The 14,051-nt window shown below is 72.8% G+C and carries 12 protein-coding genes; 8 read left to right on the top strand and 4 right to left on the bottom strand.

Annotated elements, in window-relative coordinates; genetic code table 11:
• Positions 1 to 515: 515 nt before the first annotated feature.
• The 3 genes from ACPXBU_RS24725 to ACPXBU_RS24715 all read left to right on the top strand — a co-directional run bounded on the left by ACPXBU_RS24725 (position 516) and on the right by ACPXBU_RS24715 (position 2,682).
• Positions 516 to 1,271, top strand: a complete 756-nt coding sequence (locus ACPXBU_RS24725) for an ABC transporter ATP-binding protein (protein WP_425759842.1) — start codon at positions 516 to 518, stop codon at positions 1,269 to 1,271.
• Positions 1,268 to 2,023 carry an ABC transporter permease gene (locus tag ACPXBU_RS24720; protein WP_393363278.1) on the top strand — a complete coding sequence of 252 codons (756 nt, stop codon included), beginning with the start codon at positions 1,268 to 1,270 and terminating at the stop codon, positions 2,021 to 2,023. Before ACPXBU_RS24725 ends, ACPXBU_RS24720 begins: the two co-directional genes overlap by 4 nt.
• 62 nt (positions 2,024 to 2,085) lie before the next feature.
• Complete coding sequence (locus tag ACPXBU_RS24715; protein WP_393363281.1) at positions 2,086 to 2,682, top strand: TetR family transcriptional regulator; 597 nt, start codon at positions 2,086 to 2,088, stop codon at positions 2,680 to 2,682.
• A gap of 124 nt (positions 2,683 to 2,806) precedes the next feature.
• Here ACPXBU_RS24715 and ACPXBU_RS24710 read toward each other — a convergent pair whose 3' ends face one another.
• The 3 genes from ACPXBU_RS24710 to ACPXBU_RS24700 form a co-directional block, all read right to left on the bottom strand.
• Positions 2,807 to 3,556 (bottom strand): DUF2470 domain-containing protein, encoded by a 750-nt coding sequence (locus ACPXBU_RS24710; RefSeq protein WP_393363284.1) that lies wholly within the window; start codon positions 3,554 to 3,556, stop codon positions 2,807 to 2,809.
• A gap of 92 nt (positions 3,557 to 3,648) precedes the next feature.
• Positions 3,649 to 5,427, bottom strand: coding sequence for an ABC transporter ATP-binding protein (locus tag ACPXBU_RS24705; RefSeq protein ID WP_425759841.1), 1,779 nt, complete (start codon positions 5,425 to 5,427; stop codon positions 3,649 to 3,651).
• Positions 5,428 to 5,483: 56 nt separating this feature from the next.
• Positions 5,484 to 7,367 (bottom strand): ABC transporter ATP-binding protein, encoded by a 1,884-nt coding sequence (locus ACPXBU_RS24700; RefSeq protein WP_425759840.1) that lies wholly within the window; start codon positions 7,365 to 7,367, stop codon positions 5,484 to 5,486.
• Positions 7,368 to 7,562: 195 nt separating this feature from the next.
• On the opposite strand from ACPXBU_RS24700, the gene ACPXBU_RS24695 reads away from it, so the two are divergent.
• The 3 genes from ACPXBU_RS24695 (at position 7,563) to ACPXBU_RS24685 (ending at position 11,237) form a co-directional block, all read left to right on the top strand.
• Positions 7,563 to 8,192, top strand: coding sequence for a TIGR03085 family metal-binding protein (locus ACPXBU_RS24695; RefSeq protein ID WP_393363293.1), 630 nt, complete (start codon positions 7,563 to 7,565; stop codon positions 8,190 to 8,192).
• A gap of 204 nt (positions 8,193 to 8,396) precedes the next feature.
• Positions 8,397 to 9,272, top strand: coding sequence for a terpene synthase family protein (locus tag ACPXBU_RS24690; RefSeq protein ID WP_425759839.1), 876 nt, complete (start codon positions 8,397 to 8,399; stop codon positions 9,270 to 9,272).
• 138 nt (positions 9,273 to 9,410) lie between these two features.
• Positions 9,411 to 11,237 carry an AMP-dependent synthetase/ligase gene (locus ACPXBU_RS24685; protein ID WP_425759838.1) on the top strand — a complete coding sequence of 609 codons (1,827 nt, stop codon included), beginning with the start codon at positions 9,411 to 9,413 and terminating at the stop codon, positions 11,235 to 11,237.
• Between the two features lie 62 nt (positions 11,238 to 11,299).
• On the opposite strand, the gene ACPXBU_RS24680 is transcribed toward ACPXBU_RS24685, so the two are convergent.
• Positions 11,300 to 12,757 (bottom strand): PLP-dependent aminotransferase family protein, encoded by a 1,458-nt coding sequence (locus ACPXBU_RS24680; RefSeq protein WP_425759837.1) that lies wholly within the window; start codon positions 12,755 to 12,757, stop codon positions 11,300 to 11,302.
• Between the two features lie 59 nt (positions 12,758 to 12,816).
• Here ACPXBU_RS24680 and ACPXBU_RS24675 point away from each other — a divergent pair, with 59 nt between their 5' ends.
• Together ACPXBU_RS24675 and ACPXBU_RS24670 are read left to right on the top strand one after the other, a co-directional pair.
• Positions 12,817 to 13,485, top strand: coding sequence for a YczE/YyaS/YitT family protein (locus tag ACPXBU_RS24675; RefSeq protein ID WP_425759835.1), 669 nt, complete (start codon positions 12,817 to 12,819; stop codon positions 13,483 to 13,485).
• A 102-nt stretch (positions 13,486 to 13,587) separates the two neighbouring features.
• Positions 13,588 to 14,049 (top strand): hypothetical protein, encoded by a 462-nt coding sequence (locus tag ACPXBU_RS24670; RefSeq protein ID WP_393363307.1) that lies wholly within the window; start codon positions 13,588 to 13,590, stop codon positions 14,047 to 14,049.
• Positions 14,050 to 14,051 lie beyond the last annotated feature (2 nt).

Below are 14,051 nucleotides of genomic sequence, written 5' to 3'. Positions count from 1 at the left end.
CAGCCGCGCCGGGGCGGTGACCGGGAGCCCGAACGCCCAGTCGGCCGGTTCGCCGAGTCGATGCACCCAGGAGCGGACGTCGCGCGCGGCGACCGAGACGTGGGTGACCCGGCCTGCGGATTCGGCCAGGTACGCCTGCCGCGCGGCGTACGGCGCGCCACCGACAAGCACGTCGAGGTCGACGTCGCTGTGTGCGGTGGCGGCTCGGCGGGCGTGGCTGCCGCGCAGCAGGATGCCGACGACCGGCCGCTCGCCGGTCTGCCGCAACCGCGCGGCCCAGTCTTCGAGAAAACCGCTATTCGGTAACGGAGCGTGACCCACGGCGCCATCGTGCCGTACGCCCCATCAGTACGCAATGCCCGTTGGCGGACTCGGTGTCCGGTCCGAAGCCTACTGCCCGTTCTAACGCCGGGCGCACGGTAGCCGACCGATCGTCGGTCCTGGCCGTTGCACCGGGGGCAGCATTTCATCTACCGTTGAGTTCAACGGATGATGAGTTTCTTGGGAGGTATGTGATGGACGACGCGATAGCCGTCCGTGACCTGGTCGTCGACCGGGGTGGGCGGCGGGTGTTGGACCGCATCAGCTGCCGGGTCCCGCGCGGCGCCGTCACCGGGCTGCTCGGCCCCAGCGGCAGTGGCAAGACCACGTTCATGCGCGCCGTGGTCGGGGTGCAGGTGGTCAGCGGCGGGACGGTCACCGTGCTCGGTCAACCGGCCGGCGCCCCGGCGCTGCGGCACCAGGTGGGCTACCTGACCCAGGCGCCGAGCGTCTACGCCGACCTGACCGTTCGGGAGAACGCCCGCTACTTCGCGGCCCTCTACGGGCGTGGGCGGGTCGAGGCCGACCGGGCGATCGGCGATGTCGGGCTGGCCGAGGCCGCCGGCCAACTGGTCGCCACCCTCTCCGGCGGCCAGCGCAGCCGGGCGTCGCTGGCCTGCGCCCTGGTCGGGGAGCCGGAGCTGGTGATCCTCGACGAGCCGACAGTCGGTCAGGATCCGGTGCTCCGGGCCGACCTGTGGGCCCGGTTCCACGCGATGGCCGCCGCGGGCACCACCCTGCTGGTGTCCAGCCACGTGATGGACGAGGCGGCCCGCTGCGACCGGTTGCTGCTGATCCGCCAGGGGCGGTTGATCGCCGACGACAGCCCGGCCGCCATCCGCGCCGCCGCCGGCGTGGACGACCTCGACGAGGCGTTCCTGCGCCTGATCCGGGCCGGCGAGGCGGCTCCGACCACCACCGCCCCGCAAGCCGGACAGGAGCAGTCATGAACCCCCGGATCCTGGCGGCCACCACCGGCCGCATCCTGCGTCAGCTCCGGCACGATCGCCGCACCATCGCCCTGCTCGTGGTGGTGCCGGCCGTCCTGCTCACCCTCGTCTACTTCATGTACGCCGACCAACCGACCCCGCCCGGGCAGCCGACGACGTTCGACCGGGTCGCGCTGGTGCTGCTGGGCATCTTCCCGTTCGTGATCATGTTCCTGGTGACGAGCATCGCGATGCTCCGCGAACGCACCTCCGGCACCCTGGAGCGTCTGCTCACCACACCGCTGGGCAAGCTCGACCTGCTCTTCGGTTACGGCATCGCGTTCGGGCTGGCCGCCGCCGCGCAGGCGGCCGTCGCCGCCGCCGTGGCGTACTGGATCTTCGATCTGGACACCGCCGGCAGCAGCTGGCTGGTGATCGGGATCGCGGTCGTCGACGCCGTGCTGGGCGTCGCCCTCGGGCTGCTGTGCAGCGCCTTCGCGCGCACCGAGTTCCAGGCAGTACAGTTCCTGCCGGTCGTGGTGGTCCCCCAACTGCTGCTCTGCGGGCTGTTCGTGGCCCGCGACGAGATGGCCGGTTGGCTCCAGGCGCTCGGTGACGCCTTCCCCCTGTCGTACGCCATCGAGGCGTTGCAGGAGGTCGGCGCCCACGCCGAGCCGACCGGCACAATGTGGCGGGACGTGGCGGTGGTGCTCGGCGCGGTGGTGCTGGCGCTGGTGCTCGCGGCGGCCACCCTGCGCCGACGCAGCGGGTGAGACCGCGGCAGCCGTGGGCCGGCCGGCCCACGGCTGCCCAGGTGGACGAACGAAGGGCGGCGATGACGCGGCGGACCGGCCGGCGACCCGGCAACCCGGACACCCGGGAGGCGATCCTCGACTCGGCGCGCACGGCGTTCGCCGAGCGGGGCTACGACGCCGCCTCGATCCGCGCCATCGCCAGCACGGCAGGCGTCGACCCGGCGCTCGTGCACCACTACTTCGGCAGCAAGGACCAGCTCTTCCTCGCCGCGATGAACTTCCCGTTCGACCCCGGTCAGCTGGTGCCGAAGGTGCTCGCCGGCGACCCGGACGGCGCCGGTGAGCGCCTGGTGCGCACCTTCCTCGGCATCTGGGACTCCCCGGCCGGGGCCGCCGCCCAGGCGCTGCTGCGCTCCGCGGTGAGCAACGAGTGGACCGCCCGACTGCTGCGGGAGTTCATCGCCACCCAGGTGCTGCGGCGGGTGCTCGAACAACTCGACGTCGATCCGGCCCAGCTGCCGCTGCGCGGTTCCCTGGTGGCCACCCAGATGATCGGCCTGGCCATGATGCGGCACGTGGTGCGCCTGGAGCCGGTCGCCTCGGCCGACCCGGAGACCCTTGTCGCCGCGGTCGGCCCGACGATCCAGCGCTACCTGACGGGCCCCCTGCCGACCTGACCCCGGACGCCCTCGCGATCTTGCACTTACTGTCCCGACAAAAAGGGATAACTAACGCATTCCGGCGACCGAAAGTGCAAGATCGGCGCACGGCAGGGGTGGGGACGGGGTGGGTCGGGGTGGGTCAGCGCGGCGGGCGGGTGTTGGCGGGGAGGTGTAGCGGCGGCAGCAGTCGCGGCAGGTCGGCCGGGTCGGCCACCGGGCCGGGGAACGCCAACCGGATCCGCCGTCGGGCGCCGGGGTGGCCGAGGGCGACCACCAGCCCGTAGCGGTCGATGCGCACCACCCGGGGCGGCCCGTCGACGGTCTGCTCGGTCAGGCCGAGCTGCTGGCGCAGGTACGCGGTCACCTGGGCGCCGTGGCACTCGGCGAGGTCGGCGAGCAGACGTGCCTCGACCGGGTGCACCGGGTCCGGCTCCGCCTCCGCGTACTCCCCCGGGTCGATCCGGCGCACGAGGCCGGCGCGCTCCCAACGGACCTCGACCACCTCGAAGCGGAACAGCCGGAACCGGGTGCCCAGGTCGAGCAGGTCGCCGGTCGGCTCCACCGCGGCGAAGTCGAGCGCCGCCTGGCGGGCCTCGTCGCCGTGCAGCTCGCCGGCCCAGCCGGAGACCCAGGCCCGACCCAGACCCGGCGCGCCGGCGGCGGGTGGCAGGTCGAGCACGTCGAGCACCACCGCGACGTCGCTGACCCCGGCGGCCGGTCGCAGCGCGGCGGCCAGGTGGCTGGCCACCGGCACCAACAGCAGCACCCGCCCGTCCGGGTCGGTCACGTGCCGGGCGTGGTGCGGGCCCGGCCGGTGCGCGAGATGCACAAGACCGGGCAGGCGGCCGGCGACGAGGGTACGGACGATCTCGGCGGGGTTGGGCCGCATGGCGCGACCTCCTTCGAAGGTTAGGCTTGCCTAACCCGGAGCCTAGAGCACCTCGCCGTCGGCGTCCACCAAGCCGGCGCAGCCGGAGCGCGTCATCGGGTCTGCTCCAGCCAGGACGCGTAGAGCAGGCCATAGACCGAGTCGGCGTCACGGACCAACTCGTCGTGCGGGCCGCGCTGCACCACCCGACCCCGGTCCACCACGATCACCTCGTCGGCGGCCTGCGCCGTGGAGAGCCGGTGCGCGATCGCGAGGGTGGTCCGCCCCCTGGTGACCGCGTCCAGGGTGCGTTGCAGACGCACCTCGGTCGCCGGGTCCACGGCGCTCGTCGCCTCGTCCAGCACCAACAGGTCCGGGTCGGCCACGTACGCGCGGGCCAGTGCGACCAACTGCCGCTCACCGACGCTGAGCGCCTCGCCGCGCTCGCCGACCGGCGTGTCCAGACCCGCCGGCAGACCCTCCAGCCAGTCCGACAGGCCCAGCTCGGTGAAGGCCACGCTCAGCTCCTCGTCGGTCAGCTCCGGCCGGGCGAACCGGACGTTGTCCCCCACCGTCGCGTCGAAGAGGAACCCGTCCTGCGGCACCATCACCACCCGGGAGCGCAGCGAATCGAACCGCACCTCCGCCAGCGGCACCCCGGACAGCAGCACCGCCCCGGCCGACGGGTCCATCAGACGGGTCAGCAACTTGGCGAACGTGGTCTTGCCACTGCCGGTCTCGCCGACCACCGCCACCCGGCTCTTCGCCGGAATCTCCAGGTCGATGTCGTGCAGCACCGGCGGGCCACCCGGATAGGCGAACCGCACACCGGCGAACCGGATGTCCAGCGGCCCGGCCGGCAGCTTGCGCCCCTGCTCCCCCGGGTCGGCCACGTCGGGGGCGACGTCCAGCACGTCCAGCACCCGACGCCAGCCGGCGATCGCGTTCTGCGCCTCGTTGAGCACCTCGGTGGCGATCTGCACCGGCTGGATGAAGAGCGTCACCAGGAACAGGAACGCGGTCAACTGGCCGATCGACAGCGTGCCGTCCACCCCCAGCGTCACCCCGAGCACCACCACACCCGCCAGCGCGAGCCCAGCGGCCAGCTCGCCCACCGAGCTGCCCACGATGCTGATCCGGATCGCCCGCTGCTGCGCCAGCCGCTGCCCGTCGATGGCCTCGTCCAACCGCCGCTCGGTGCGGCCCGCGATCCCGTACGCCCGGATCACCGGCGCGCCCACCACGCTCTCGCCGATCGTGCCGAGCAGCGTGCCGGTGCGCTGACGCACCGTCGCGTACGCCGAGCCCAGCCGGCGTTGCAACCGCCGGATCACGAACACCGCGGGCAGGAAGGCGGCCAGCACCACGAGCGTCAACTGCCAGGAGTACGCGAGCATGACGGCTGTGGTGACCACCAGCTGACCGAGGTTGACGAGCAGGATCACCCCGCCCCACTGGAGGAACTGGGTGATCTGGTCGACGTCGCTGGTGACCCGCGAGACAAGCGAGCCGCGCCGCTCCGACTGCTGGTGCAACATCGACAGGTCGTGCACGTGCCGGAACGCCCGCGTCCGGACGTTCGCCAACGCCGTCTCACTGACCGTGAACAGCCGGCGCATCATCAGATAGCCGCAGACCGTCGTGACCGTCAGGATCGCCGCGGTGACCGCCACCACCGACCAGACCACGTCGAGGTTCAGACCGCCGACGAGGCCCCGGTCGATGCCCTGCTGCACGGCGACCGGCACCGCCACCCGGCCGATCATGTAGACCAACGCCAGGGCCAGGGTGCCGGCCAGGCCGGTCCGCAACTCCGGTGAGAGCGCCAGACCCCGGCGCAGGGTCTGCCAGGTCGTCTCCTCCCGCTTGGCACCGTCCACGGTCGTCGTCACCGGATCCCGCCTCTCGTTCGCGACCGCGGGGCTCCGCTTCGCCGCGTTCCTCCCGCTCACCGGTCCACCTCGATCTCCAGGCCCGAGGGCAGCGGTGTGACCTCGTCGCCGTAGGCGCTCTCCTGCGCGCGCTCGACCTCCGCCTGCTCGTAGGCGGTGACCAGGTCGACGTACCCGGGCACGGTGGCCAGCAACTCGCTGTGCGTGCCGCGGGCGAGCACCCGTCCCTGCTCCACGTAGATGACCTCGTCGGCGAGCGCGATGGTGGCCCGGCGGTACGCCACCACCAGGATCGACGCGACAGGCACCCCGGGCTCGGCCGCCGACGACCGCAGCCCGGCCAGGATGGCCGCCTCCACCCGCGGGTCGACAGCGCTTGTCGCGTCGTCGAGCACCAGCAGGCGCGGCCGGCCGGCGAGCGCGCGGGCCAGGGTGAGCCGCTGCCGCTGCCCGCCGGAGAGCGAGGTGCCCCGCTCGCCGACCATGGTGTCCAGACCGTCGGGCAGCGCGGCGACGAACCCGTCCGCCTCGGCCAGCCGCAGCGCCGCCCAGACCGCCTCGTCGTCGATGCCCGGCCGGTCGAGGGCGATGTTGGCGCGGACCGTGTCGTCGAAGACGAACGGCACCTGGGCGACCAGCGCCACGGTGCCGGCCAGCGAGGCGGCGGTCAGCTCGCGCACGTCCACCCCGTCCAGGGTGACGGCGCCGGAGTCCGGGTCGACGAGGCGCACCGCCAGCGAGGCGATTGTGGACTTGCCGGCGCCGGTGGGCCCGACCAGGGCCACCGTCCGACCGGCCGGCACCGTGAAGCCGACCTCGCCGAGGACCTGCGCGCCGGTCTGGTGCGCCTCGGCCGGCGGGTAGGAGAAGTGCACGTCGCGGAAGGTGAGGGTGGCCGCCCCGGCGCCGTCCTGGTCGAGCACGCGCTGCCCGTACGGCATCTCGCCGGTCGCGTCGAGCACCCGGCGGACGCGGTCCCAGCCGGCGACGCTGCGCGGCAGCTCGGCCAGCACCCACCCGATGGCCCGGACCGGGAAGGCCAGCACGGTGAAGAGGAAGGCCACGCTGACCAACTCGGTCACGCTTATCGCGCCCTGGCGCAGCCGGAACGCCCCGACCACGAGCACGGCGAGGGTGCCGAGGCTGGGCAGGGTCTCCAACAGTGGGTCGAAGACGCCGCGCAGCCGACCGACCGCGATCAGCGAGTCGCGCAGCTCACCGGCGCGACCCGCGAACCGGGCGGTCTCCTGGGCTTCGCGGCCCATGGTCTTGACCACCAGGGCGCCGTCGAAGCTCTCGTGGGCGATGCCGCTGACCTCGGCGCGCAGGCGCTGCGCCCGAGCCTGTCGGGGCGCCATCCGGCGGGAGTAGACGACGTTGAGCGCGAACAGCGCGGGAAAGACCGCGAGGCCCACCAGGGCCAGCGCCCAGTCGGTGGCGAAGAGCGACACGATCGCGCCGACGAGCATCACGAGCGTGCCGACGGCGAACGGCAGCGGCGCGATCGGGTACCAGGCCGCCTCCACGTCGGAGTTGGCGTTGGACAGCAGGGTGCCGGTCGAGTTGCGGTGGTGCCAGGACAGCGGCAGCTCCAGGTAACGGCGGGTGACCCGGCGCCGGTAGGAGGCCTGGAGGCGGTACTGCATGTAGCCGGCGCCGAGCCGACGCCCGAAGATGCCCGCCACCCGCAGCACGCTGATCCCGAACAGCGCGGCCGCGGCCAACGCCAGGGTCCCGGCGCCCACCTCGCCGCGCGAGATGGCCGGCAGCGCCACCTCGCCGATGACGGTCCCGACGACCCGAGCGCTGACGATGATCATGCCGCCGAAGAGCACGCTGCCGACGACCGCGACCGAGAAGATCCGGGGCTGCTCGCGGATCGCCTGCCGCAGGACCCCCAGCCCTCGGCTGAGCACGTCCCGACTTGTCTTGCTCGCCACGCTTTCCCCCGCCGTAAGCCGCAATTATCTCCCTCATCCTTACCGGTCGGGGCCAGCACTGCCGACCCGGTCGGGATATGTCGACCGTCACGTACCCGGATGACGACGGGCGGCGGGCGACGGGCGGCGGGCGGCGGGCGACGAGTCGGCGGCCGGTGTCGCGCGCCGACGAGCGACCGGGCCTACGATCGGCAGATGCCGCGGTACGCCCGAGCCGAGCGCGAGGCGCTGGCCGATCTCCTGCTGGCCCTCGGGCCGGACGCCCCGACGATCAACGAGGGGTGGGTGACCCGTGACCTCGCCGCGCACCTGGTGCTGCGGGAACGCCGCCCGGACGCGGCCGGCGGGATCCTGCTGCCGCCGCTGCGCGGCTACGCCGAACGGGTGCGTCGCCGCCTCGCCGCGCGGCCCTACCCGGAGCTGGTGGCGCAGGTACGACGTCCGCCGCTGTGGAGCCCGGTCAGCAATCCCCTGACCGACGAGCTGGCCAACACGATGGAGTTCTTCATCCACCACGAGGACGTGCGGCGGGCCGGCTCCGGGTGGCAACCGCGCGACCTGCCCGCCGGCCTGCAGCGCACTTTGTGGAAGCGTGCCGCCCCGCTGGCCCGGCTGGTCCTGCGCCGCTTTCCGGCGGACCTCTACGTGCAGGCGCCCGGTCACGGCGAGATCTCCGTCGGTCGGGGCGGGGAGCCGCTGCGGTTGGTCGGCGCCCCCGCCGAGCTGACCCTGTTCCTCTCCGGTCGGCAGCGGGTGGCGCGGGTCCAACTGGACGGCACGACAGCCGCCGCACGTCGCCTGCGGGCCGCCAACCTGGGCATGTGACTCCCTGAGCTTAAACGGTCACAAGTCAAGTGTGGCGTTGCCCACACCCAGCGAAACACGCTGATGCCTCCTCCCGTACGCTTCACCGCGCCGCGCCGCTCCGCGCCGAGCGGTACGAAGTGGGGGCGCACTGTGCGGAAATTTGCGATTTCGGCGCTGCGGGAGCCTCCTTTTCGTGCGGGGCGCCATGGGGCCACGGAGCAGGTGGCGGGCGAGAGCGTCGAGTGGGCGCGCGCGTTCGGGTTGGTCGATTCCAGCCAGCGTGTGCAGCGGCTGCACCGGGCCGACGCCGCCGGCCTGGCCGGCCGCGCCTGCCCGGACGGATCGGTGGACGGGTTACGCCTGCTCACCGACCTGATCAGCTGGCTCTTCGTGATGGACGACGCCTGTGACGAGGACGGCCTCGGCGCCGACCCGGCCCGGCTGGGGCCGGCGATCAGCACCCTGATCGACGTGCTGGACCGCTGCGGGGACCCGGACGTCGTACCGCCCGCCGTCGGGCCGCTCGGCGACGCGCTGCACGACCTGTGCCGCCGCACCCGGCTGCACGACCACCCGGCCCTGCTGTTGCGGTTCGTCAGCCAGATGCGGGAGTACCTGTTGGCGTTGCTCTGGGAGGCGGCCAACCGGGAGCGTCGGCGGGTGCCCGAGGTCGCGGAGTACGTGCAACTGCGGCGACACATCGGTGGCGTACGGCCGTGTCTCACGCTCACCGACCTGGCGGCGCCCCAGCAGCTCGGGCCGACCCAGCGCGCCCATCCGGCGCTTGTCGCCCTCGACGTGCTGGCGGTGGACCTGGTCTGCTGGTGCAACGATCTCTTCTCCTACGGCAAGGAGAGCCAGGTGGACCCGGACGCGCACAACCTGGTGACGGTGCTCGCCCGGGACAGCGGCGCGGACGAGGCGAGCGCGCTGCGGGCCGCGGCGGACCGGTTCAACCGGGGGCTGGACGCGTACCTCGATGTCGAGAAGACGCTGCTGGCAGACGAGGACGAGGGCCTGCGCCACGCGCTGGCCGCACGGCGGAACTGGGTCCGTGCCACCTACGACTGGTCAGTCGTGGCCGCCCGGTACGCCTGATTCGCCCGTACCGGTCGACGGGGTCGGAGGGCCGGACGATCACCGGGGCTAGCCGACGCACCGCGCCAGGCAATACTCTTCGGTAACCATCATGACGTGACGACCGTCACGCCACCACCCCCGAAGGCGGCTACAGCGATGGCTCTCGATGTACCGTACCGTTCCATCCCGGACATGTTCCTCAAGCGCGTGGCGGCCACCCCCGACCGGCACGCGTTCGCGTCCCCGAACGCCGACGACTCGGGGCCGGTCTGGTTGACCTGGGAGCAGGTCGGCCAGCGCGCCAAGGCGGTCGCCGCCGGCCTGCACGGTCTGGGCATCGGCCAGGAGGACCCGGTCGCGATCCTCGCCAACACCCGACTGGACTGGGTGATCATCGATCTCGGCATCATGTGTGCCGGTGGAGCGACCACCACCATCTACCCGACCACCGAGCCGGCGGACGCGACGTACATCCTCGCCGACTCCGGGTCGAAGGTGCTGTTCGCGGAGAACCCGACCCAGGCGGCGAAGGCCGGCGGCGCCGACCTGCCCGCGCTGACCCACGTGGTGCTCCTCGACGGCGCCGTCGACCCGACCGCCACGATCCCCCAACTGACGCTCGCCGAGCTGGAGGAGCGGGGCGCCCGTGCGCTGGCCGCCGAACCGGAACTGATCGACATGCTCGTGGCCGGCATCGGCCCCGACCACCTGGCCACCCTGATCTACACCTCGGGCACCACCGGCCGGCCCAAGGGCGTCGAGCTGCTGCACGGCGGTTGGTGCTGGGAGGCCGTGGCACAGGCCGAGGCCGGGCTGCTGCTCGACGACGATCTGCAGTACCTGTGGCTGCCGCTGTCCCACTCGTTCGGCAAGACGCTGCTCTGCGGCGCCACCCACGTGGGGCTGCCCACCTACGTCGACGGGCGGGTGGACAAGCTCGTCGACCTGCTGTCGGTGATCCGTCCGACGCTGATGTGCGGCGCCCCCCGCGTGTTCGAGAAGGTCTACAACCGGGCGGTGACCACCGCGCAGAGCGCGGGCGGCGCGAAGGCGAAGATCTTCGCCTGGGGCGTCCGGGTCGGCAAGCAGAAGGTGGCCCTGGAGCAGGCCGGCATGCCGGTGCCGGGCGGGCTGAAGCTGCAGTACGCGCTCGCCGAGAAGCTGGTGTTCAGCAAGCTCCAGGCCCGCCTGGGCGGCCGGATGCGGGTGCTGGTCTCCGGCGCCGCTCCGCTCAGTCCGGAGATCGCCAGCTTCTTCGCCGCGGCGAACCTGCCGATCTCGGAGGGCTACGGCCTGACCGAGACCAGCGCCGGCAACTTCGTCAACCCGCCGGGCGGGCTCCAGATCGGCACGGTGGGCCGAGCGATGGGCGACCTGGAGTGCCGGATCGACAGCGACGGCGAGATCCTGCTGCGCGGTCGGCCGGTGATGCGCGGCTACCACAACCTGCCGGAGGAGACCGCCGCCGCGTTCACCGAGGACGGGTTCTTCCGTACCGGTGACATCGGCACCCTCGACGAGCAGGGCTATCTCCAGATCACCGACCGCAAGAAGGACCTGGTCAAGACCTCCGGCGGCAAGTACGTCGCGCCGTCGCACATCGAGGGGCTGTTCAAGGCCATCTGCCCGTACACCTCGCAGGCGGTCGTCGTCGGCCAGGCGCGCAACTTCTGCACGATGCTGATCACGCTGGACCCGGACGCGATCCGGGGCTGGGTCGCCGGCGGGCCGCTGGAGGGGCGTGGCTACACCGAGATCGTCACCTCGGCGGAGGCCCAGACGATGGTCGAGGAGTACGTCGCCCAACTCAACGCCAAGCTCAACCGCTGGGAGCAGATCAAGAAGGTGGCCATCCTGCCCCGCGACCTCACCATCGAGGACGGCGAGATCACCCCGTCGTTGAAGATCAAGCGGCGCGGTGTGGAGAGCAACTTCGCGGGCGAGATCGACAAGATGTACGCCGGCACCCTCGCCGAGCTGTGACGCGTCGCCGGTGGCCCCGCACCCACGCCCGGGTGGGGCCACCGGCTTCCCGTCGATGGGGCTCAGGCGATGACGGCCGGCTCCCGCCACCGCTGCGGCCCGGTCCGGTCCAGGTCGTAGCGGACCGCCGCGATCCGTCCGACGGCCTCCACCAGGTCCGCGGCGGGCAGGGTGAACGGCAGTCGCAGGAAACGCTCCATGGTGCCGTCCAGGCCGAAGCGGGGGCCGGGCGCCAGTCGTACGCCGACCTCCTCGGCGGCCCGGGCCAGCGCGCTGGAGACCGGGCCGTCCAACTCGGCCCAGAGCGTCACGCCACCCCGCGGCACGGTGACCCGCCAGTCCGGCAGCCGGTGCGCCAGCGCGCCGAGCAGGGCGTCGCGCTGGCCGGCCAACTGGACGCGGCGGTCGGCGACGATGGCGTCGGCGTCGGCGAGCAGGTGCACCGCGACCAGTTGGTCCAGCACCGGGCTGGCCATGTCCACCCCGACCCGGACGGCGGCCAGCCGCTGCACCTGCGGCGCGGAGGCGCGCACCCAGCCGATCCGCAGGCCACCCCAGTAGGACTTGCTCATCCCGCCGATGCTGATCACCCGACTGTGCCGGTCGTGGACGGCGACCGGGGGCGGCACCTCGGTGCCGTCCAGCGCGAGGTCCACGAAGGACTCGTCGACGACCAGGTCGGTGCCGACGGCGTGGGCGGCGGCCACCACACGTTCCCGCAGCGCGGCGGGCATCAGGTGCCCCGTCGGGTTCTGGAACTCCGGGATCAGGTAGGCCAGCTTGGGCCGGGTCTGGCGGAGGCTGCCCAGCAGCAGGTCAGGCTCCCAGCCGCCGCCGTCGGCGGCCAGGCCGTGGGTGGTGATCCGGGCCCGTCTGCCGGCCAGCGCGGCGAGCGCGTTGGGATAGGTCGGGGACTCGACCAGGACGTTGCCGCCGGGGGCGAGCGCGAGTCGCAACACCAGGTCCAGGGCGTGCTGGGTGCCGCTGGTGACCATGATCTGGTCGGCCGAGGTCGGCAGACCCCGAGCGGTGTACGCGCCGGCCACCGCCTCGCGCAGCTCGATGATGCCGGTCGGGTGGTAGCCGGCCCCGCCCAGATAGCGGGGTAGGTCCTCGGTGGCCGCCCGGGCGGCCGTCAGGAGTTGCGGCGGGGCGGCCAGCGCCGCGACGCCGAGGTCGAGCATGTCCCGGTCGTCGAGCGGGGTCCACAGGCCGGTGCTGGCCACCCGGTGGTTGCCGGGCAGCATCGTCCAGCTCCCGGCGCCCCGGCGGCTGGCCAGGTGCCCGGTCTCCCGCAACTGCCGGTACGCGGCGGTGACAGTGGTCCGGCTGATCCGCAGCGCCTCGGCCAGCTCCCGTTCGGCCGGGAGTCGGACGCCCAGCGGCAGCCGGCCGTCGGCGAGCAGCCCGCGCACCGCCCCGGCCAGAGCGGCGTAGTCGGGGCTGCGCCGACGGCCCGGCAGGGCGTGCCACTGGCCGAGCAGACGGGCCAATTGGACGCCGCGTACCTGCCCAGTCATGACCACTCCTCGGATATTGGCATCTTCCTCGGCGAGGATTGGCACCTAGAGTGGCATGCATGGCACTGATTGGCAATCTGCGGCAGCGGCCGGTCCGGCGACTGACGCAGCTCTATCTGGGGCTCGTCCTCTACGGCGTCAGCATGGCCCTGATGATCCGCTCCACCCTGGGCCTCGACCCCTGGGACGTGTTCCACCAGGGGCTGTCCAAGCGGACCGGGCTCTCCTTCGGCACCGTCACCATCGCCGTCGGCGCGCTCGTGCTGCTGCTGTGGATTCCGTTGCGACAGCGGCCGGGCCTCGGCACGGTCAGCAACGTCGTGGTGATCGGCCTCGTCGTGGACGCCACACTGGCCCTCCTGCCGACCGGTGGCCCGCTCGGCGTCCGGATCGCGCTGCTGAGCACCGGGATCGTCGCCAACGGTGCCGCCACCGGCCTCTATCTCGGCGCCCGACTGGGGCCGGGGCCACGAGACGGGCTGATGACCGGCTTCGTGGCCCGCCGGCCGGGCCGGTCGGTCCGGCTGGTGCGCACCGTCATCGAGGTCACCGTGCTGGCGCTCGGCTGGCTCCTCGGCGGCAAGGTCGGCGTGGGCACCGTCGCGTACGCGCTGGCCATCGGTCCGTTGGCCCAGCTCTTCATTCCGCTGTTCGCGGTGCCCGACGCCGCGCCGGACGACGCCGCGCCCTCGCCGGGCAGCCCCGCCCCGGTCGCCCCCGCCGGCTGAATCCTCACCCACCGTCCGTGAGCCGGTACGTCGTGGTGGTGCGGCAGACCGGATGGGAGGGTGGGTGTTCCCTTCCGCGACGCGCGCCGTCATCATCTCTGCATGGGGGAGAACGGTTGGCGATGGACGGACGCCTGGATCTTCGTGTCGCTGGTGATCGCGAGCGGAGCGGGCCGGCACCGCCGGTCGGCGACGAGTCGACGGCCGGAGGGCGTCCGCCTGACCGACGTGCTCTCCACCGCCGACCACCTCAACCACGCGATTCCACAGCGGCACGAGGTGGAGGCCGCGGTCCAGCGGCTGGTCGGGGCCGGGCTGGTGAGCGTCGCCGACGGCTGGTTCCGGATCACCACCGAGGGTGAGCAGCTCTGGCGCACCCGCCCCCGGGCGGGCGTGGCGACCATGGTGGACACCGTGCAGGGCGTGCTGACCCGCCGACACGCACCCGGCCGGGCCGACTGGAGCCTGGACGAGGCCGACCACGCGGCGGCCGTCCAGGAATACGCGGTCCGCTCGATCCCCACGCCCCGCCGGTCACCGGAGGGGCACTCCGGCGGGCACTGACC

Source organism: Micromonospora sp. DT231, assembly GCF_049847025.1.
GTDB lineage: Bacteria > Actinomycetota > Actinomycetes > Mycobacteriales > Micromonosporaceae > Micromonospora.
Note: the sequence above shows the minus strand (reverse complement) of the source record. Positions and strands in the feature narration are given on the sequence as shown.

What these genes read in the sequence shown, in the direction of transcription:
- ACPXBU_RS24725 (WP_425759842.1), top strand. Translation starts at nt 516, where the DNA reads ATGGACGACGCGATAGCCGTCCGTGACCTGGTCGTCGACCGGGGTGGG.
- ACPXBU_RS24720 (WP_393363278.1), top strand. Translation starts at nt 1,268, where the DNA reads ATGAACCCCCGGATCCTGGCGGCCACCACCGGCCGCATCCTGCGTCAG.
- ACPXBU_RS24715 (WP_393363281.1), top strand. Translation starts at nt 2,086, where the DNA reads ATGACGCGGCGGACCGGCCGGCGACCCGGCAACCCGGACACCCGGGAG.
- ACPXBU_RS24710 (WP_393363284.1), bottom strand. Translation starts at nt 3,556, where the DNA reads ATGCGGCCCAACCCCGCCGAGATCGTCCGTACCCTCGTCGCCGGCCGC.
- ACPXBU_RS24695 (WP_393363293.1), top strand. Translation starts at nt 7,563, where the DNA reads ATGCCGCGGTACGCCCGAGCCGAGCGCGAGGCGCTGGCCGATCTCCTG.
- ACPXBU_RS24685 (WP_425759838.1), top strand. Translation starts at nt 9,411, where the DNA reads ATGGCTCTCGATGTACCGTACCGTTCCATCCCGGACATGTTCCTCAAG.
- ACPXBU_RS24680 (WP_425759837.1), bottom strand. Translation starts at nt 12,757, where the DNA reads ATGACTGGGCAGGTACGCGGCGTCCAATTGGCCCGTCTGCTCGGCCAG.
- ACPXBU_RS24675 (WP_425759835.1), top strand. Translation starts at nt 12,817, where the DNA reads ATGGCACTGATTGGCAATCTGCGGCAGCGGCCGGTCCGGCGACTGACG.
- ACPXBU_RS24670 (WP_393363307.1), top strand. Translation starts at nt 13,588, where the DNA reads ATGGGGGAGAACGGTTGGCGATGGACGGACGCCTGGATCTTCGTGTCG.